The sequence below is a fragment of the Aminipila luticellarii genome (genome assembly GCF_004103735.1).
Classification (GTDB): Bacteria; Bacillota; Clostridia; order Peptostreptococcales; family Anaerovoracaceae; genus Aminipila; species Aminipila luticellarii.
Genome location: NZ_CP035281.1, coordinates 698,707 through 719,261, shown reverse-complemented (window position 1 = coordinate 719,261; position 20,555 = coordinate 698,707). Strand labels below are relative to the sequence as shown.

20 protein-coding genes and 1 pseudogene are annotated in these 20,555 nt (G+C 38.4%); 5 read left to right on the top strand and 16 right to left on the bottom strand.

Annotated elements, in window-relative coordinates:
- Positions 1–204: 204 nt before the first annotated feature.
- A complete protein-coding gene (locus EQM06_RS03360; protein WP_128744995.1) occupies positions 205–1,764 on the bottom strand; it encodes a sigma-54 interaction domain-containing protein in 1,560 nt (519 codons plus the stop codon).
- A gap of 246 nt (positions 1,765–2,010) precedes the next feature.
- Between EQM06_RS03360 and EQM06_RS03355 the strand changes: the two genes are divergently transcribed.
- Positions 2,011–2,997: a beta/alpha barrel domain-containing protein gene (locus tag EQM06_RS03355; RefSeq protein WP_128744994.1), complete on the top strand. Its 987-nt coding sequence runs from the start codon at positions 2,011–2,013 to the stop codon at positions 2,995–2,997.
- Positions 2,998–3,107: 110 nt separating this feature from the next.
- Here EQM06_RS03355 and EQM06_RS03350 read toward each other — a convergent pair whose 3' ends face one another.
- From EQM06_RS03350 to EQM06_RS03330, 5 genes are all read right to left on the bottom strand, one after another.
- Complete coding sequence (locus EQM06_RS03350; protein ID WP_128744993.1) at positions 3,108–3,452, bottom strand: GIY-YIG nuclease family protein; 345 nt, start codon at positions 3,450–3,452, stop codon at positions 3,108–3,110.
- A gap of 161 nt (positions 3,453–3,613) precedes the next feature.
- Positions 3,614–3,802, bottom strand: a complete 189-nt coding sequence (locus EQM06_RS03345; protein WP_128744992.1) for a ferredoxin — start codon at positions 3,800–3,802, stop codon at positions 3,614–3,616.
- 58 nt (positions 3,803–3,860) lie between these two features.
- Positions 3,861–5,096: an MFS transporter gene (locus tag EQM06_RS03340; RefSeq protein WP_128744991.1), complete on the bottom strand. Its 1,236-nt coding sequence runs from the start codon at positions 5,094–5,096 to the stop codon at positions 3,861–3,863.
- Between the two features lie 434 nt (positions 5,097–5,530).
- On the bottom strand, positions 5,531–7,132 hold the full coding sequence (locus tag EQM06_RS03335; RefSeq protein WP_128744990.1) for a M20/M25/M40 family metallo-hydrolase: 1,602 nt from the start codon (positions 7,130–7,132) through the stop codon (positions 5,531–5,533).
- A gap of 45 nt (positions 7,133–7,177) precedes the next feature.
- Entirely contained in the window at positions 7,178–8,572 is a 1,395-nt protein-coding gene (locus EQM06_RS03330; RefSeq protein ID WP_128744989.1) for an amino acid permease, read from the bottom strand.
- A gap of 450 nt (positions 8,573–9,022) precedes the next feature.
- Between EQM06_RS03330 and EQM06_RS03325 the strand changes: the two genes are divergently transcribed.
- Positions 9,023–10,423, top strand: coding sequence for a sigma-54 interaction domain-containing protein (locus tag EQM06_RS03325; protein ID WP_128744988.1), 1,401 nt, complete (start codon positions 9,023–9,025; stop codon positions 10,421–10,423).
- Between the two features lie 79 nt (positions 10,424–10,502).
- On the opposite strand, the gene EQM06_RS03320 is transcribed toward EQM06_RS03325, so the two are convergent.
- The 4 genes and pseudogenes from EQM06_RS03320 to EQM06_RS03310 form a co-directional block, all read right to left on the bottom strand.
- Positions 10,503–11,276 carry a hypothetical protein gene (locus tag EQM06_RS03320; protein ID WP_230975011.1) on the bottom strand — a complete coding sequence of 258 codons (774 nt, stop codon included), beginning with the start codon at positions 11,274–11,276 and terminating at the stop codon, positions 10,503–10,505.
- 21 nt (positions 11,277–11,297) lie between these two features.
- Positions 11,298–11,399: pseudogene (locus tag EQM06_RS13475) on the bottom strand (zf-HC2 domain-containing protein); the annotation flags it as partial.
- Positions 11,400–11,401: 2 nt separating this feature from the next.
- On the bottom strand, positions 11,402–11,881 hold the full coding sequence (locus EQM06_RS03315) for an RNA polymerase sigma factor (RefSeq protein ID WP_128744986.1): 480 nt from the start codon (positions 11,879–11,881) through the stop codon (positions 11,402–11,404).
- 60 nt (positions 11,882–11,941) lie between these two features.
- Positions 11,942–12,340: a hypothetical protein gene (locus EQM06_RS03310; protein ID WP_128744985.1), complete on the bottom strand. Its 399-nt coding sequence runs from the start codon at positions 12,338–12,340 to the stop codon at positions 11,942–11,944.
- Between the two features lie 253 nt (positions 12,341–12,593).
- Between EQM06_RS03310 and EQM06_RS13090 the strand changes: the two genes are divergently transcribed.
- The 3 genes from EQM06_RS13090 to EQM06_RS03300 are packed head-to-tail and all read left to right on the top strand — an operon-like array spanning position 12,594 to position 13,766.
- Positions 12,594–12,785 carry a hypothetical protein gene (locus EQM06_RS13090; RefSeq protein ID WP_230975010.1) on the top strand — a complete coding sequence of 64 codons (192 nt, stop codon included), beginning with the start codon at positions 12,594–12,596 and terminating at the stop codon, positions 12,783–12,785.
- A gap of 33 nt (positions 12,786–12,818) precedes the next feature.
- Complete coding sequence (locus EQM06_RS03305) at positions 12,819–13,409, top strand: DDE-type integrase/transposase/recombinase (RefSeq protein WP_230975009.1); 591 nt, start codon at positions 12,819–12,821, stop codon at positions 13,407–13,409.
- Positions 13,410–13,457: 48 nt separating this feature from the next.
- A complete protein-coding gene (locus tag EQM06_RS03300) occupies positions 13,458–13,766 on the top strand; it encodes a transposase (protein WP_128744984.1) in 309 nt (102 codons plus the stop codon).
- Positions 13,767–14,961: 1,195 nt separating this feature from the next.
- On the opposite strand, the gene EQM06_RS03290 is transcribed toward EQM06_RS03300, so the two are convergent.
- From EQM06_RS03290 to EQM06_RS03265, 6 genes are all read right to left on the bottom strand, one after another.
- The gene (locus tag EQM06_RS03290; protein WP_164914327.1) at positions 14,962–15,480 is read right to left on the bottom strand and encodes a phage integrase SAM-like domain-containing protein; all 519 of its coding nucleotides are present in this window, start codon (positions 15,478–15,480) and stop codon (positions 14,962–14,964) included.
- A 166-nt stretch (positions 15,481–15,646) separates the two neighbouring features.
- Complete coding sequence (locus EQM06_RS03285; protein ID WP_128744981.1) at positions 15,647–16,777, bottom strand: AAA family ATPase; 1,131 nt, start codon at positions 16,775–16,777, stop codon at positions 15,647–15,649.
- Positions 16,774–17,520 (bottom strand): DUF6414 family protein, encoded by a 747-nt coding sequence (locus EQM06_RS03280; RefSeq protein ID WP_128744980.1) that lies wholly within the window; start codon positions 17,518–17,520, stop codon positions 16,774–16,776. The genes EQM06_RS03285 and EQM06_RS03280 overlap by 4 nt, the downstream gene beginning before the upstream one ends.
- Positions 17,513–18,934: an FRG domain-containing protein gene (locus EQM06_RS03275; protein WP_128744979.1), complete on the bottom strand. Its 1,422-nt coding sequence runs from the start codon at positions 18,932–18,934 to the stop codon at positions 17,513–17,515. Before EQM06_RS03275 ends, EQM06_RS03280 begins: the two co-directional genes overlap by 8 nt.
- A gap of 18 nt (positions 18,935–18,952) precedes the next feature.
- Positions 18,953–19,135 carry a helix-turn-helix domain-containing protein gene (locus EQM06_RS03270; protein WP_128744978.1) on the bottom strand — a complete coding sequence of 61 codons (183 nt, stop codon included), beginning with the start codon at positions 19,133–19,135 and terminating at the stop codon, positions 18,953–18,955.
- 137 nt (positions 19,136–19,272) lie between these two features.
- Complete coding sequence (locus EQM06_RS03265; RefSeq protein ID WP_128744977.1) at positions 19,273–20,208, bottom strand: recombinase family protein; 936 nt, start codon at positions 20,206–20,208, stop codon at positions 19,273–19,275.
- Positions 20,209–20,555 lie beyond the last annotated feature (347 nt).

The following is a 20,555-nucleotide window of genomic DNA, read 5'->3' as shown; positions in this document are numbered from 1 at the left end:
TTTACCGACTAACGTATTAGAATTATTCTATATCTATCAAAAGCAATTTTTGTGCCAACGTTATAAAGGGGTTGAAATCATTGTTTTCAAAAATTTTTCTGGCCTCCTTATCTGTTTCCAGCCAATATAAATAGAAAAAAGTGCCATCTATGACACTTTTAAATAAGGGACAAGGTTTTTAAGTGCCAAAATCGACACTTTAGTTTACTTTTTGTCACAATTAATCTCGTATTCTTTCAGTTTTCGGTAAAAAGTCCTCCTGCTTAGCCCCAAAGCCTGCATAACTTCATTTCTGTTTCCTTTAAACTTTCCCATAGCGTCCAATATTACCGCTTTCTCAAATGTAGACACCGCCTTTTTCAAGGACTCCCCCCGGTATGCTCCTTCTCCTTCTTTTGATGGCGCAGGCTGGAGCATATGAGGAGGTAAATATTCCAGGCCAAAAGAATCCTCCGTGCACATAATCACTGCATATTCCACACAATTTTGAAGTTCTCTCACGTTACCCGGCCAACTGTAAGAATAAAAAAAGGAAAGGACCTCCGGGGAAAGAGCAACAGATTTCTGGTACTGCTGATTATATTTCTGTAAATAGTAATTTGCGAACAAACCGATATCCTCTCTCCGCTGCCTGAGGGAGGGGACATTAATTTCTACTATATTTAAACGGAAATAGAGATCCTGTCTGAACTTCTTTTCTGCTACCATATCTTCCAACGGCTGATTGGTTGCTGCTATCAGCCTTACATTTACAGGAACGTTCTTTTGCCTTCCGATTTTTTCGATTTCCCCAGTTTGCAGGACTCTCAAAAGCTTAGCCTGCATGGAAAATGGCATATCGCCGATTTCATCCAGAAACAGCGTTCCGCCATTAGCCAGTTCAAACTTCCCCATTTGGCCTTTGGCCTTAGCTCCGGTAAAAGCGCCTCCTTCATATCCGAAAAATTCACTTTCAATAAGGTTTTCAGGAATTGCAGCGCAATTCACCGTAATCATTGGGTGATCTTTCCTTCCGCTGTTCATATGGATCATTTTGGCTATGACTTCTTTTCCTGAGCCGTTCTCTCCTTTGATCAGCACCGACGCTTCCGTCTTTGCAACGATCAATGCCTGTGAAACCGTTTTAAGATATTCCGTACTCTTTCCGACGATCTCCAGTTTTGAAAGCTCCTGCTGCGCCTCTATCTGACGTTTAAAGTTCATGGCGATTTCATTGGCCTTTACCACTTCCTCTTTTAACTTGACCTCCTTGGTAGTGTCCTTGAAAATAGATACGGCACCAATGATCTGTCCGTTTTCTTTCATAGGATAGATCTTGGGAGATACATACTTATCCAGAGTCTTTATGTATTGTTTTTGCTTGGTAATGGGGATTCCGGTCTCCAGCACATTGATGATCTCTGCGCCGGGCTCCGCCTGACGAATATTCTTCCCTATTATTTTTCGTATGGGAATATCCAAAATCTTGGAGTACGCATGATTCAGATAAAAAATCCTGCCCCGAGCATCAATAGCAATCACGCCTTCCTGAAATTTATCCAGAATGCTGTCCAACACCTGGGATGTTGAAATATCCACCAAATATTTCAGTATATCTATATCCACTTCTCCAACTTTTCGGCCTTCTTGATCGGTCACATCTGCTCTCGCACCGTAGATATCTAAGTCCACCGCCCTTAACGTCTGAATATCACTGTTCAGATCGATACCCCGCTCCGGGATCCATTCTCCCTCCCAAGGCTTCATAATATCGTATATCTTCATTCCTATTTCCTCCATTGTAGATTAAAAGGTCTCGTGAAGTATTAAACAGACTTATTTTTTGATAATTATAACATAGATTTAAAAAAAATTTCTGATAAAATTACAACTCCTGTTTGGCATAAATTTTGCATTATATATAACCAGATTGCGTAATCACAAAATTGAGTTTGATCATTCATTAAATGTATGTCAGAATCAAAAACCTAGTCCTGCCAGTACAGGTCTATTGAGGAGGTTTATTAACAAATGAAATTAAATTTACCGAAAAAGTTGCAGATCATTGATGTGACCCTTAGAGATGGACTCCAAAATGAGGAACGGTATATTCCATTGGAGGCAAAGCTATATATAGCTGACAAATTGATACAGGCCGGTTTTAAAAAGATTGAAGTGGGCTCCTTAAGTCACATCAAGTATGTCCCACAGTTTAAAGATATTGATGAATTGCTTAAAAGACTGCCGCCGCGTGATGATGTGGAATATACTGTCCTTGCACTGACAAAGAAAGCCTGTGAACGCGCAGCTGATCTGGTAAATCAGGGCGTCAAAATCGACCGCGTATTAACCGGGCAGATTGCCACAAGTGAAGCCTATGCTTTAAAAAACATGAGGCGTACACATGATGAACTGTTCAAAGAAGCCGAAATAAATATAAAAATCCTGCACGACGCAGGAATAAAAAAAGTATTCGGCAATATCGGTACCATTTTCGGCTGTCCGATTCAGGGGAGTGTTCCTATCGAAAAAGCGTATGAATTTATGGATAGAATGTTTTCCATAGGATTCGATGAGATAGAGCATTCAGACCCCGACGGCAAAGCCACACCGATTGAAATCATGGAGTATTTCCAGACAGTACTGAGCAAATATCCTGATCCATCTCTGCACTCCTTCCACATTCACGACATTCGAGGAACGGGCATTGCAGGTTATTTAACTGCCATGCAGGCTGGTATTACCACATTTGATGTCAGTATCGGGGGAATCGGCGGTCAGGTCGCCAACTTTATGGATGGAGTACCTGTGCCCGGCTCCGGAGATTATTATTTTGATTCACGAAGGACCGGTCTGGTCAGTACGGAAGATTTTACTACTATGGTGAACGAAATGAATATCGAGACCGGTATTGATCATCAGCAATTATACCGCTTAGGCATGACTCTGGAAAAAATACTGGGTCGTCCCTTGTATTCCTTCACCAGTTCAACCACAAACACCTATATTCAAGGCTGATTTATTCACAGGACTTCGTTCGTAGCCAGCGTTTCAAACCGCTGGCTTTTTCAATTCCTGATATTCCCATAAAAGCAAGGTATGATAAATTAAATGTGCTGATATCCCGTTCATTTCCAAATTCGCCTTGCTCGTGAATCCTCTGCAAAACACGCGTCCCGCAGGCTCTCCAGCTTAAGGGTGTGATCTTCTTCCCGGTTCTCATATTTCAGAGTTTTTAATACGGAAAGCTCAAAATTGCTTTCTCCGTATTGATTCCAAAGCTCTTGTAAGCGTTTATTCGGATGATAATTCATTGAAAGCTTCGCCCGGTTGCTGTTAAAATCTGCTCTGGTGTCTGTGGAGATCCCCAAAAAGGACTCCCCGGTTGTAGCACATTTAAAAGAAATCACGCCCATTTCCGGCCGGCGGGTTTTATATTCATCTAAAAGTTCTTTTCTTCGTTTCATATCCATGTTCTTATTCACCTCCTGCTTTAATAATAGCGCGGACAGCTTATAAAAGCAATCTACGCTCCGTAGAGCAAAGTAACAGGAACGTACAGTAATTATGGATATCGGCTGATAGCGGATATATTGTACCTTGTGCTGATTTTAGATAATTGCCGTCCGCCACTTTACCAATTAGATAATTCAATAACTTGTGCCGGACATAATTCGACAGCCTCTTGCACTTGACTTAGCTGTGACGGTTCCGGTTGTTTATCCACCTGAGCTTTTCCGTCCTCTTTTAATGAAAAGACCTCAGGACAGGTTTCTTCACATAATCCACAGCCAATACAGCCTTCATTAATTTTTACTTTCATTTCAATTTCTCCTATCTGCTCATCTGGCTTCTGCCTATAAGCTAAGCATTTTTAATTATCAGAACTGGTTTGTTACCGTATGGGTCATTTTAAAATACAGAAAAACGGCGATGGCTTCCGCAACGCAGGTGAAAGCGATAATAATTCCAGTTTGATTCATATCGTACAGCCATCCCATCAACGCCGAGCTGATCAGAAGAGCCAGACCGTATCCGGTGTTAAAAACCCCAAAGCTGGTGCCACGTTTATAAAAGGGCGTAATATCTGCGACAGCCGACCGCATAATGGTTTCATGGGTGCCCATGATCACACCAAAGATCATCATACCAATCACGATCAAAAAGAGAGATTTCCCCATCGTCAGAAATGGAAGCAGCAGCGTAATAAATGGAATCGCCATTAAAACGGTGAGCCCTCCTGTCTTACTACCTGTCCTTTTCTTCATTTTATCATATAGCTTCCCGACAATCAGTGCTGTTACAGCATCCACAGCCATCGCTCCCGAATATAGCAGCGTGATGTTTCCGTCCGACATCAGGTGATCTGCCTTCAGGTGATAGCCTATGAGGCTGAAATTGACGAACCCCAAGGTGCAGAAAAAGGTGAAGGCCGTATAGATCCAGAAAATCGGCTGGAGTCTTTCTGAACGGAACTCCTTTATCTTAAGATTGCTGATCAAGCCATAACCTTTGATCTTGCGGTAGACATAGCCCACAAAAAGCATCAAAAGAATAAATGGAACAACAAGCCATTTATAGCCTAACTGGTATTCCTGGATTCCATTCCTGCCAGCAACAAGGAAAACCAGCGAGAAAATCAGAGGGCCGCTAAATGCGCCGATCTGATCCAGAGCCTCCTGAAGTCCAAAGGCAAATCCGGTTCCCACCTGATTCTCTGCAACTCCGGACAAAATGGTATCTTTTGCGGGATTTCGAAGGGACTTTCCAATTCGTTCCATCAGGAGGAGAACAATCAGGATATCCCAGTTCATCGTAAATCCCATAACAGGCACCACCAGCAGCATCCCATAACCGGCAAAAATAAAGATCCAATGCTTGCCGCTTTTATCCGATAGGACGCCGGCTATCAGCCTTAAAAAGTATCCCAGGAACTCCCCAATGCCAAAAACCAGACCTACTTGTGCCGCACTGACCCCCAGCAGATTAAAATACTGGCTGTTAGCACTCCGGGCGCCCTCATAGACCATATCTCCAAGTAAACTAATTACGCCAAACAGAATTATGACCGTAACCGCGGGAGTAAATCTCTTTATAGACTTAATTTTCAGCTTCATCACTTCCTTTCCGATTTTAACCTGCCACCTGACGCATATTTCTGATTAGGCTCCATTTTTGAGTCCTCCCGCAATCCCTCCAAGATCTTAAGCTCCATTTTTCTAATTCTCTCTTCTGCTTATAACTAATGTGAAGTGCAGCCACTGGAGGAACAATTATGTATCGGTTCTTTTGGTTGATATAGTTCATGGAAGCTCCGTCAGAAAGCCAGTTTATCAGAGCCTCCTTACAATTTCATAATGATTATAGGTCGGCAGAATCAAAAAGTCAATATAACTGTATTTGATGTCCACTTGACTGTAGATGCCCTACACATTATACAATTGGAGCAAATTATAGAAGGAAGCTATCTGCTCCTATTTACAAAATTGAGGACTAAAAAATCCCAGCCATTCGCTAAGAAAGCAGTGAATAGTTGGGATTTAATACTATACTACACCATGTAGACCAAGTTCTGGATCAGTTCCGGCAGTGTCTTTTCCACATCTGGCATATAGACCCGCTCGCTGATGGTATGATAATCCTTGCCCCATGGCCCCAGGATTAAAAATGGCACGGACAGCTTTTCCATATACTCAAATGGAATATGGTACATATTTTCAGAAGTGACCATGCTCGCCATGATTTTTTGCTCTGCAGCCCGGTTGGCACAGCAGGTATAGCTTCCGTCGCTGATTCCCATAAAGTATGCTTCTTTATCCACTTTTAATCCATACTTTTTCGTCAAAATCGTTTCCAGGCACTCTTCAAACCGCTCGCTTCCCTGAGCCAAGTAACTGTTGTTAGCCGGCGGATAATAAGGCGGAATCACGCCTACCACCACCAGTGGCTCCGTTATCTGAGAAAGCTGAATCACTCTTTTTACAATCTGGATACCCGCATCCTGAATGGTCAGTTCTCCGGACTGAACCTGTGCAGAAACTTCTTCATACAACTGATGGCTTTCTTCCCCATAACGAGGATTATTCTTTTTTGCGATTTCCTGTAATTCTTCAAAGGTATAAACTAAAGGCTCAAAATCCTGTTTACTGCCGGTCTGCTCCACGCCTTTTTCGTCCAAGTACCTTTGCGCCGCCTGATATTTCTCAATGACCTTCCGGAATGCTCCTTGCGCTGTGGTCTTTATTTCGCCTAAAATCTGTTCTGCTGTCTTGCTCTTTAAAAAGGAAAAACTCAAGTAAAAGGCGCTGTATTCCGGCATGGAAACATCATAGCTTCCCTTTAAATCTCTGGCATAAAGCACTGTAGGCGGCGTGGTCATCATGCCCAAATCGGAAGAGCAAAGCTCCGGATTCAGTTCCAGCTCGGTTACAATCCGGGATGTGATAAGGGTGGCGTTCAGCCCGTTCATCACGTCGCTGATGTGGGTGGTCTTTCCCTTGGCCACGATCAGCGGCATGATTTTACCCACCGTTCCGGTAAACATTTTAAACCGATCATCTGCACTTCGGGTGTGAGGCTCTGTAATGACCATGAGTTTATAATCTAAATGGTGTTTTTCAGACAGCTCTACCAGAAGTTTGGTCCCTTGCCTCATACCTGCCGATAAATTTTCTTCGTCGTGGACGGCCATAAAGAGAATATTTGCCTCAGCATCTTCAATGGAATCTATGGCATTCAGATTGATGGACAGACCTGCCTTCATGTCATTGATTCCCCGTCCAAAATGCCAATCACTGTTCTCCAGATCGGCCTTTATTTCCGGAGACAGCTCCAGATCTTTTAATTTTTCCTTCAATTCTTCCGGTTTCAAGGCATAGGCCTTCACAGTTCCATAAGGTTCCAAGCCCACCGCATCATAATGTCCAGTGAGAATGATGGTATTTTGGCTCTTTCCTTTTCTCAAGGCCCATACAATGGGTCTCTTTAAAAAGTCATCTCCGTAATACATGCCACAGAGCTGGGGATGCTCCTGAAAATACGCCTGCTCTTTGACGATATCAAAGAGGTATTCCGCCATGTCCACCTCCAGTTTGGTTCCTGTATCACTTTGCACAGATACCAGTTTATAAAGTAATTCCTGAATTTTGCTCATTTGTTCTTCCTTTCTTCTGTCGAGGAAAGCTTGTGCCTTTCCCTGTTATTTATTTATAGATTTTTTTAAAACATTCTGATATAGGCTAAAGAACCCATATAATAGAACCAATGTCGGAATTCCTGTCATCAATGCTAATTTCTGACTAGGATCAAAAAACATGCCTATGAATAGAATAGCACACATGGTGATGAGCAGAACAGGTGTAATCGGATAAAAAGGTGTTTTATATTTTAAACTCTCCGCAGACCCTTGTTCCTCTACGTATGCCTTTCTAAATATCATGAGACAGGCAGCGTACAAAGTGTATGTAAACACATTAGCGATACCGATGACGGATTGCAGGAACAAGTATACGGTATCCTTGGCCACAAAAGCAGATATTACAGCCAGAGAAGCCACTACCATGGTGGTTATCAGTGCCGCAACAGGCACCTTTTTCCTGCTCAGCTTTGACAGAAAGGACGGCGCTTGCCCTAAGCTTCCCATAGACCACAGAGAACGGGTGCAGGCAAAAACGAAAGCATTGCCTGACGACAGGGCTGATGTCAATACACATACATTGACGATAAGTTCTCCTGAATGAAAACCAGCCAGCTTAAATACATCAGCAAATGGGCTGGAATTTAGACTTGCTGTACGCCAAGGTAAAATGGCCAGCAGGATCACAAAGGATACGATGTAGCACACAATCAATCCCCAAATGGTCCAGTTGATTACCTTAGGAAGAGTCTTTTCCGGATTTTCAGCCTCTCCTGCCGCACTGGCACAAAGATCAGCACCGCCAAAGGCGAAAGCCGCCGACATCATAGTCATCACGATACCCTTTATGCCCACGGGGAAAAATCCTCCGTCATTGACCATGTTGGAAAAGCCTGTGGGTTTAAATCCAATCCCCAGAATCATGGCAGAGCCAACTAATATAAAAGAGATGACCAGAAAAAACTTAATGCTGCTAAAAACAAATCCCGAATTTCCTGCTTTATCTACCGGCCCCATATTCATCACAATAAAAAGTAAAATAAATGCGGCTATAAAATAAATGGACGGTACTTGAGGAAAAATGTTGCCGATAATAATTGAGGAAGCTACCAGCTGCGCAGATGCCGTCAAGGCATAGGCCAAGGTTTTAATCCATCCTACTGTAAAACCCATAGCCGGATTGATCATCTCAGTAGCATACGCCTGCACGCCGCCTGCTACCGGTTTTGCTACCATCAGTTCTCCCAGGCACAGCATCATCAGATACATGATGACGCCTCCAAATAAATAAGCAATCAGCGTTCCGCCCGGACCTGCATTCTGCATGACGTATCCCGAGCCTAGAAAGAGGCCTGTCCCCACAGTTCCGCCCATGCTGACCATAACGACGGCAGGAAGCTTTAATGCTCGATTCAGATTGTCAGTCTTTTCGATATCTTTACCGATGATTTTATCCATTTCTAATTACTCCTTCTTCATTTTCATAAATTCCTACTACGTTCTTTTCTAAATTTTGTGAATTTCTATTAATTCTTTCTTTTTCAAATCTGTGAATCTGTCGCAATTTTTTTCTGCGGCTTAATTAATTCATAGGCTTTTCCCCCTCTGCTCCGTTCTGGCCTTTGCATGCAGTCTTATTTTCTGCGCCTATAAAGCGCAAAAAGAATGCCAAAATCAAACTGCTAGAATAAATAGGCTTGGGCTGTTAGGGCATAGGGCTTGAAAACATAAGAATATCAGCAAAAAAACATTTTTAAAGCAGGCTGTTTATTTTCCATATTTTTGAAAACAGGAAGAACTATTCTCAGAATATTTTATAAAAATTTTTACTGAATATGGAAAGATCCTTACACGTTTTTGATTTTTATGCTATGATGAAACTAATTTCAATGAAAAGGAGTATAGGAAATGCTCAATGACGTTTATTATAATCTGGTAACAAACATAGGAAACTTCTTTGACGGAATCATGATTGTGGACGAGAACTGTATCGTCCGCTATAATCGGCTCTTTGTGGACAACGACATCAACTTGAATGAAAAAAACTCCATTGGCAAAACGCCCATGGATATCTGGCCCAATTTGACAGCAGAAACATCTACCTGTTCCCGAGCCGTCAAGTATGGCGAAACCTCCACCAATCAGACCCAGATTCTTCGGCATGCCTCCGGCCGGGAAATCTCTGCTGTAGACAACACCTTTCCCATCGTAGAAAACGGGCAAATTATCGGAGCTATCAGCACCACCAAGTTTATTGATGCTCTGACCTTCCGTAACAGAATCGACTTATCCAATCTGACTGTCACCCATACGGATGACTTATATATGACTCAGGATATCATCGGCGCTTCGGAAGAAATCAAACTGCTGAAATATAAAATACATAAAGTATCTCAGACCAATACCAGTATTCTCATCTATGGAGAAACCGGTACTGGAAAGGAACTGGTAGCTCAGTCCATTCACAGCTCCAGCACCAGAAAAAATAACCTGTTCATCTCTCAAAATTGTGCTGCTATTCCCAACACCCTGCTGGAAAGCATTTTTTTCGGCACCACCAAGGGCAGCTATACCGGCGCAGAAAGCAAAGCGGGTATATTTGAATTGGCCAACGGCGGAACCGTCTTTTTAGACGAGATTAATTCCATGGATTTGAATATGCAGGCCAAGCTGCTAAAAGCCATTGAAGAGAAAAAGATTACCAGAATCGGCGGCTCTGCCCCCAAAAAAATCGATGTGCGCATCATCGCTGCCATCAACGAACATCCGCAGTGCTGTATAAACGAGAACCGCATCCGAAAGGATTTGTTCTATCGATTATCCGGTGTGCAGCTGGAAGTACCGCCTTTGCGGGAGCGAAAAGGCGATATTCCCTATTTGACCACCCATTTTATTAAAGTTTACAACAAGGAAATGAAAAAGAATATTAAGGGTGTTTCACCCGAGGTATCCGATTTTCTGAAATCCTACGATTGGCCTGGGAATGTGCGAGAATTGAAGAATTCCATTGAGGGAGCCTTTAACTTTGCTTCTTCCTCTATTATCGAAAAGGATGACTTTTCTCGGCTCTATTGGCTGGATGATCAAACGCCCTCAACTCCGTCCTATCCGGATCAGTATTGGTTCAACGGTTCTCTCAAAGAAGGACTGGAAACCTTTGAAAAAGCTTTTATTGCCCAGCGCGGAGAACAGACAAGTTCTCTGGCCAAGCTGGCAGATGAGCTGAAAATTTCCAGACAGACCTTGAACTATAAGCTGAATAAATATCAGTTAAAGTTCGGTAGGAATAAATCCACAAAAGTGAAATAAAAAGGCTTAAACTAGGTGCCCTTAGTCCTCATTTTAGAAATGAAGTGGCAAATACATAATATGCATTTCCATATTATGCTCACTTGATTTGGGTCAACTTCCTGTGAAGTAACAATTTAGTAATAAATAAAGCACTGTACAAAAATACTGTTGCCAGCAGTATGGCAAACAGATCTCGGGTTGCAGCGTAAGATACGCCCGTGAACCCTTTTATACAAATATGAGCCAAAAGATAGGCTGCTGGAAGTAGTAAAATATTTACCATAATATTTTTCCATCTTTCATTTTTACGGATTATAAATAATACAATACCGCAAATAACAGCCATAATTAGTGCAAAGGTTGCATAATATGACAGAAATAGGCGCGGAAGCATCATAATACCGCCGTTCGGGTTTTGATCTGCCCCGTATATTAAAATATCTTCCTTGCCGTCTGAAAAACTATAATATATACTTGAAACTTTCTCCCCATCGGGATTTAATACAATATCCTGCACGCTGTTTTTAGCTATATATCTGCTCCACATGCTATCCCATGTGCTAATATGATAGATAAAACCCAAGTTATCTTCTGTGGGATATTTTTCCAAACTGTATCCTGATACACCATTTCCGAATTGCGCAAATACCCTTCCGTCGACTTGTTTGGTTATGGTTATTACATCCTTTGAGTACGGGAGGTAGTCGGGAGTAGATAGGTAACCAATCGCAATAACAGTAACGGCCAGCGTCAGCGCTATAGACAACAAAATAGTAAGAATCTTCTTTTTTTGCAGGGCTGTTCTTAATTTTTTTAATGGCAAAATATTTGTATTAATTGGCATATTATACGGCGCGCGTATTTTTTCCAATTCTTTCTTGCATTTTTCACAGGAACCGATGTGCTCCTCTATCAGTACAACGGTATCTGCACTTGCAATATCCTCAACATATAAGGGAATAAGGTCTTTTATTACATCGCAAGTCACTTTCATTGTTAATCCTCCAATCGTTCTCTAATTTTATTTCTGGCTCGGTGATAAGTAACACAAGCCCAGTTTTCAGTTTTGCCGAATAATTTTGCAATTTGCTTAAAGCTTAATTCTCCGAATATTCTTAATGTAAAAACCTCTTTATAAGGCTCCGTCAGATTATGCAAAATCTCGTGTATTATCAATGACATTTCCGAATTAGCAATTGATTGTTCCAAATCAGGGCGGTCATCCTGTTCTTCAACCACATCTGCCGGTATAACGTTTTTGTTCTTGCGCAGATATGAAAAATAGCAGTTTTTTGCAATTTGGCATAGCCATACTTTTATATCACATCTACCTTTAAAATTGTCGAGGGCGTTTATAGCCTTGAAGAAGGTTTCCGAAGTAATATCTTCTGCGATTTGCTCATCACCGGACAGCCCCTTCATATACAAAAAAACGTCATAAAAATATTCTTTGTATATTTTCTCAATCTCGGTCACTTTTTCACCTCCTTAACTATAAGACGCATCAGGATAGATTATCTTACAAAAATTCAATTATTATCTCTCGATCTCTCCTTGTTGCTTATAAAGCCAATCAATATATTTCTTCTCTGGCATCCGGCCATCCTTTACCGCCGTTTTGCGCTCGACGTTCTTGGCCTTGAACACTTCAAAAGCCGTTTCCACTTTCGTCCGCTTATCAGCGCCGGAAGATTCGTTTTGTAGCTTCTTCACCTTGTTGTACCAGTACATATAGCTGTTTTTGTGCTGCCGCTCATAATCCAGCATTTTAGCCTTTTCGTCAAATCGCTGCTTGTTGAGCCGCACCGCTTCCCGTTTGCAGTTCTCGCCGCAGTAGGTGGGGATATTGGCGGTCTTGGCAAGGAATAAATTGTTGCACAGCTTGCACCGCTGGAAATACAGGTGATTGTCATAGACGCGCTTTAGCCCAAACATCAATAGCGGCATGAGGGAAACGGTGGCAGATATTATCTGATTGATGCAGCCTTTCTAATGTCGCTTGTGACGCTCCGAACAGGGGCGCTTTTTTGTTGTCCATTCCTTCCGCAAGGCCGATGTGCACATCAGCCATTTGTAGGATTACAATACATGTGTTACATTAAGACAAAAATTAAATACAGGAAACACTAAAATTATGTTATGCTTCATTCACCACAAACCAAAACATCACAAATTGGAGGTCTCCCGTATGGCAAGTATAACACAAGATATGAAATATCGTCTATCCTTAATTAAATATGCTCAAAGATTTGGCCTTACAAAAGCTGCTATCAGATATCATCACAACAGGCAATATATTTATCGTTGGTTGCGTAGATATGATGGCTCCATTGAGTCCCTGAGAGAACTTTCTCGTAAGCCTCATTCCCATAAAAATTAGCATACTGCAAATGAGCTTAAACTCATTCATGATATGCGTCGTAGGAATCCAAATGCAGGTCTTGTTGTCTTTTGGGTCAAACTGCGACAGCGTGGATATTCCAGATCCATTACTGGTCTTTATCGAGTACTAATCAAACAATCTTTGATCCCTAAGAAACCTCAGAATCCTAAATATATTGCTAAAAAATATGAGCAAATGGAGTATCCAGGTCAAAGAGTACAAATTGATGTTAAATTTGTTCCATCCTCTTGCCTTGTTGGCGAAGCTTCTGATAAGAAATTCTATCAATATACTGCTATTGATGAATTCTCTCGTTTTAGATATCTTGCTGCTTTTGAGGATCACAGCTCTTATTCTGCTTCTGAATTCCTTAAACAAGTTATGAAAGCTTTCCCATTTAAGATCGAATGTGTTCAGACCGATAATGGGCAGGAATTTACAAAATGTCTTGGTACTTCTAAAAATCCAACGTTAACGCTATTCCAACGAACTCTTAAGGAACAAGGTATTATCCATAAAATGATAAGGCCTTATACTCCAAGACATAATGGTAAAGTGGAACGCTCACATCGTAAGGATAATGAATATTTTCATGCCTGCAATGGTATATTAAACTTGTAACACTCCCATCTAATAGATTAAAATACTTATTAGAAAAGGAGTTTTTGTATGAAAACAGTTAGCGAAGAAACAAAACGAAAAGTCGTAAAATTGCATGTCCAAGATGGACGTACCATTTCAAGTCTTGCCGCCGAATACGGAGTTTGTCACGCAACTATATCCAACTGGATGCGTACTTATCGCCAAGAACGCCAAAAAAATGATGCCACAAAATCCGAATACGAATTAATGCAGGAGGTTCATAACCTAAGGCAAGAACTTGCAGAAGCCAAGAAAGAAAATGACTTCCTAAAAAAAGCAGCGGCATTCTTTGCAAAGGAATCGATTAGTGGTATATCGATTCATAGAAAATCATAAAAATCAGTTTGGCCTCCGTTGGCTACTAAGCAAAACAGGAATATTTCCAAATGCTTACTACAATTACTTGAAACATAGTAAATCGGATTACTATGCCCAAAAGAACGCGATATGCGATGAAATCAAGGAAATCTACCACGAATTAGGTGGAATCCTTGGACATCGAAGTATGAATAATGTACCCCTACACCCCTCAAACCATTGAAATTTCAACACCGATTTTTTGATAAAAATTTTAATAAAAATAAAAAACGTGAAATCCATTGCAATTAAAGGGATAGAGGTGCGTTTTTAGTTTTAAATTTTGGTGAATTTGTGAGGTTACTTGGTAATAATTGTAATTGTTAAAGATTAAATAAAAAATATTTTAGAACTTTTGTTGAATTAAAAATTATATAATGATATTATATAGATATAAAAGGATTACCGCTTTTGCAGGGCGGTTAGTCAAAACTTACGTTTTAAACAACAGCCGCCAACTCGCTAAAGTATAGGCGGTTGTTGCTATTTTTTGTGCTTAAGTATTGCAATGCATACTGTAACACAAATGGAAACGATTCCAATTATCACAAGTGAATAGTTAAACAACCCATCATATGTAACATACATAGCATCACCTACTTCCAATTAAGCCCAAGCCCTTTTGAGAGTAAGTGACTAAACCGCCAAACGGTAATCCTGTAGTTATTATATATTAAAGTTTTATTATTAACAATATTTACCTATGAAATCTTTTCTTTATTTAGCCCGATAAATATCTATTAAATAAAAATATAGAGATTGCAGAAAAAATTTAAAAGTGATATTATGTATTTGTAAGTGTTGATTTAGATTAAGTATTTAATAATTTGTCTTGTGAGGGCTTTTATTATTTGCTTAATCTTTTTTATTGGTTTTATTTTTTATTTCAAATGAATCCTCTTCAAAACTAAAAGATTTAAACCATTCATAAATTCTATTCAAATATTAGTATCGGTTGAAAAAAATAACCTTTCGGTGTATCCCGAAGTGATAGCACCCTATGAAAACATCAAATACTCCGATAGAATGTAAACTACGCCCCCTTATAATTGCATCTTATTTATCAATAAAAATAGCCACTTCTTAATCCTAACTTCAAGTTATAATACCTTTTGGTATTATCTATCCATTAAGAATAAAAAGTGGCTTAAATCTTTATATAATCATGTTTATATTATGTATATAGTAGCTCCTTGAATAATCTAATTCCTGAAATCATTCCTTCTTTAAAGTACTTTTCACTACAATGCTCCCCATGATCTATTATTAAATTAAAGAGATTTTCTGCATCATCATATGTTAATTTAGAATGAAGCTGTTTATTTAATTCTTCTTTCATATATACATTTTTAATTGGCTTTTCAAATTTAGGCCTCTTAATGATAAATTTCTCAATCCAACCTTTCTCCATAAAGAAGTAGAATACTGTTCTGATACCGCCTATATAAGCTTTAACTGTTTTCCCTGCAATCCCTTTATTGTTCAGAAATAGTAGATACTTATTTACTATTAGTTCTGTAACCTCTTCAATGCTACTATCAAGTGGATAGAAAAGTTCAAAGTTGTGTATCACATTTTGATAATACTTAATCGTATACTTGGAATAGTTTCTCACCTTGCACATAAGTAAAAACTCCTCACACCCATCCTTTATACTTTTGTTATCGCTGTCACACATTTTAATTTTAGGCATAATAAAACCACCTTTCTGCCCCACACGGCTCAACATTTTTTTCAAAAGACCGTGTGCGTTAAATTAGTGGTCATTTTCCTTTCATAAAATGAAAAAACCTTGAAACTATTTAAATTTCAAGGTCGTTGTGTCATTAGGTCAAAATAGATGCACTAATAAAGGGGTATTACTTTTTTGAGTTATTTAATATAAATCTATTAACCAATTCCATATCGATAAATTCCTGCACTATTTTATCGACTTGTCTTACATTGGTAAATCTGGAGGCGTTACTATACATAATATCTTTAATTCTCTTGATATTAACGATTTTCCTTTCCTTGAAATTAATGGTTTTCATTTTGTTTGACGCACATATGTCAATAATTCTCTTTATTGATTCTAAAGATAAGGTATCAAACTTTATAAATCGATCAAACCGATAAAAGATTGGATCGCCCAAATACTTTCTAATTTCCTCCTCATTTTGGTAATTAGATGTACATATGATTATTGAATTAAATAATTCGACATGATAATTTTTATCTTCAAAAACACCCTCATCAAACAGCTGATAAAAAGCACTATGAAACACAGGCGCCGGTTTATCAAACTCATCAAGCAAAATTACATTTGATTCCCTTTCTAACAAATCTTTAGCAAAACATGGTTGTGAATGGTTTCCTCCAAATAAATAACCGCTAAACTCTCCACTATGAAACATTGAAAATTGTTTTCTGAATAGTTTTTCACCCAGTGTTTTGCTAATGAATTTTGCCGTTTCTGTTTTGCCTACCCCCGAAGGACCATAAAACATCAAGACCATAGGTTTTCTATTAGATTTATTTAGCAAAGGGTATAATGAAACAAGAATACGTTCTTTAGCCTTCTCTTGTCCAACGATATATTCAGAAAAAGAATTGTTTATTTTTAAGAAAGCTGATTTAGTCAATGTTTTATAATTATATTTTTTTACTTCAACTATTTTGGGGAAAGTCTGTTCAAATTGTTGCCGTATTTGAATAGGCGGATTTTGAAGGAATAGATTATCAATATCATATCCGCTTAATATGCTGATAAAGCTTTGAACGGCCCCCTCGGTAATTCCAGCATATGATTCTGAATAAGCAACTAAATTATTAATATGAGTTTTAATTTTCTCCGCTTCATATTCTTGTCCTTGATTCTGTTGCTTAATGATAATCTCTTTCCTTTTCGCATCATCATTGGTTATAAATTCTGATAATGAAGTGTTGTCATTTGGTATTAGTTTTTCATACCCTTTTTTAGGACCATAAAAAATAGTAATTTTCTTCATATATCTACTCCGGCAAGAATTACGTCGAATACATCCAAGGCATTGCCGTTACTTTGATCTTCAATAATATCAAAAGCAGAACTTATTGATTTCTGCTCAAAATTAAACTCCTTACTAATATCCAACATCTCTTCCTCAGATTTTCCGACCTTGACTGCATAATAATTTAAATCCATTTTAGATAAATCAGCTATACTATAATTATTTCTGAAAGATACAATGTTGAAACGGAATATGTGCTTTTTCAGCATCCCACCTACGGTATTCTCGGCAATTAATTCATAATAGCCTTTGCCGCTGGTAAAAGCCTCATCTAACTTAGAAATATCGAAAACAAAACCCTCATCGGTAGTGAAGTCGGATTTTGTAATTTTTAGAAAGGGTGTAAACATTTTAAAAAATGCGATAGAGTTTTTATAAGCTCTTACTTTATAATCATTAAATACACATATTCTTTCATCATTTTGAGCTCTATTCAAAAAGTCTGTTAAAACAGTATTTGATAGTGTAGTTTTTACTAAGGACGACCCACTTAATGAAAAGTCTGCACTTGCACTTGTTTCAGCACTGCCACCTAAAAAAGGAAGCCAGCTTAGCTTAGCAAACAAATTAGCAGAAGTCTTACTTGCTAACTCTTTATTTTTTTCTTCAATTTTATTTTTAGTTTGTATTTTTTCTCCACCATCATATATGTTTAGATAATCTGTTGCTGACAAGTCATCAAAATATACAACTTTAATCATGTTTTACCTCCATCTTTTCCAAACGTTCTTTGGATTTCTTACAATCTTTCACAAGAACTTCCACCCAGTATTTAAGAAATTGTTCTTTCTCTCCTCTGGAAGTATATAACAACATTTCATCAATAAGGCGTTCTACATCCTTGATATATGCATAAGCAGCATTTGAAAACTTCTCAATATCACAGTTACCTTTTGGAATGTCGTCAGATTTAAAAGATGCTATTTTAACTTGTTTTTTATACGCTTGTATTTTATTTATTAAGTCCTTTATTGAATATATATTATTAGAAACAAAATGCGATATATCATCGAATGCGGCATTAATCAGATGAATTAAATCGCTAAATCTCCTAATTATCTCCTGTTCAGAGGCCTGTTCATTTATATAGCTAAATCTTCTGGTAAAATAATCTTTAGTCCATTTAATTGTGTAAGGACAATCTTGATTCCATTCTGTTCTACAAATAAAGTTGCCTTCAGTCAGATCATTTTCATCAAGAAAAATGTATAGCCATATACGAGCATTAGCACCATATGCAAGAAATAATTTTTTATAAATTTCATCAATTCTTTTAATCAATTCTTCTTTATCAAAGTTAATACTACTAATTTGATAATTGGCCAGAATCTTTCTAAACTCATATTTATCATGAATATCAAACTTAGTTTTAGTTAATGAAAAGTTTTTGGTTGTATTTGTACTTTCAAAAACTTGATATAAAACATCATGTATAAAGCCGAGTTTCCTTAATCTGTCGCTTATTTCACTTTTAATATCACGGGGAACAATAATTTTTTCATCGATATAAGCGTCAAGACCCTTTTTGCCAATAGGACTAATTACATCATTACTGCAATCAAATCCAAATAATATTCCTGTACCTCCTTGAAGAATAGCTCTTTGGTTCGTATAAGAAAAATGATAGTCATATTGTATAATATAATTTGAAGATAAGATTTCTTGAATCTGATTCTTTGAGAATACATCCTCCTCTAATGCGTCAATGGTTGGGTAATTTTTTAGAAGAACTTTTGAAAACAACACAACCTCTTTGCTGCTAAATGGAATAGCAAGCTCTTTATTAAAAACATATACAACGCCATCGGAGTTACTCTGAGAATTATCTTCTATAGTAAAAAACAATGAACTCAGGGGACTAATACTTAAATCACAGATTCTCGTTGAAAATCCATAGTGCTGAAGTTTAAATATTGAAGAAAAAACATCCAATTTGGATAGTTTCATCTCTTCCTGAATTTTTTCACATTCCAACGGTAGACAGTCTTTTTTTCTAAACAAAGATGGAGCTATTTCCCATTGGCAATTTGCTTGTCCTCTAAAATAGTAATTGTTTTTATAGTTTTCTGTGTAAGTAACATAATCATCAAAAGAACTAATAACAGTTGTTTTCATTAAATAACTCCTCGGTATTTATCTTTCAGCTTTTTGTATTCTGCGCCGCCCATCCTTAGGCTTCGCCGCATCCTTGGGTATTGCCCAAGTAACCCCAAACCGAACAGCGCCCGGTATTTTGCCCTGTGCGCAAAGCACCTGTACCCGGCGTGGAGTGATTGCCCATTTTTCCGCTGCTTCTTTCGCTGTCATATAATCCATCAAAACGTTCCTTTTACAAATAAATATTGTATATATTATATATCGCATCGGCGAATAAAGCAATTAGATTTGTGTAAATTATGGAAATACTAACAGTATTATAGTGAAACCCATTGAAAAACAGCAAAATTTCTGCTTTAGAAACAGATTCTATTTATAATTACTTCTTTGTCCTTAATGTTTCCTTTTAAATTCTGTACAACTTCAAACACTTCTTGGCTAATAATCGCTTGGTGAGCATTCTCAATAATAATCGTATCTATTTGTCCTTGGTTTTCTTCTTGTTTACCTGTAAGAAAATCAGGCGTATGAGTTTTGGGAGTAATATTACGGCCAATATATTTTTCATTGGACAAGATTCGGTCAATGGTTGACGTACTCCATTGCTCTTTACCAGTGACCGTTTTTATACCGTAATCTTCGAGATATTTCTTGATCTTGCGACAGCCGTAACCTTGCAGAAACAAATCATAAATAAGCCGTACAATTTTAGCTTCTTCTTCAATGATTACAAGGTTTCCATTGGTATCTTTGCCGTAGCCAAGAAACTGTGAGTGATTTAACTTTATATGTCCGTGGCGACTGCTTTCTCGGATACCCCATTTGATAGCTTCACTTTTCTGTCTGCTTTCTTCCTGATAAGCTGCTGCTACCATAGTAATGTACTTTTTTACTCGAGGATCATTAGACCAAATATTCTCAGTTTCAAAGTAGGCAACCACATTTAATTTTGATAATTCATCAAGCATAAGCAGGACATCCAATGTATTGCGCCCAAAACGGCTAAGGGATTTCATTAAAATTAAATCTACTTTTCCATTTCTGCAATTATTCATTAATCGCTGAATTTCCTCTCTGTTATCCACTCTTGTGCCAGATTCCTGTTCAGCGTAAATACCAGCAAAATCCCAATCCGGGTTACCGCAGATTTTTTGCGTATAGTAAGCCACCTGTGATTTTAGGCTCTGTCTTTGTTCTTCATGCTCTGTGCTGACACGGCAATAGGCAGCAACTTTTAATCTTTTCTCATCTTGATTCGGTCTTGCCGGGATAGTAGTAATTTGTTTACTCATTTCCTAACCTCCTTAACGCAAAAATGCAGCACCCGCTTGGGTACTGCAAACTTCAATTGCTATTTTACATATGAAAAAAGCTACATTCTCATTGGTTTATTACCAACAAAAATGTAGCTTATAACTTGGCGGAACTGGTGAGATTCGAACCTGCCAAATCTTCATTTTTCACTTGTTTTTTTGTCGAGTTACGGCGAATTTTTCTGCTTTTTAAGTGAGTAAATCTTAAAAAGCCCAGCATTTAAGCCACTTTCTCAGAGTATGTGCAAAAAAGATTTTTCAGGATAGCAAGTTACTTCCTCAAAACCCACGCAATCTGTCCATGATAGGAATTATGCATGTAAATC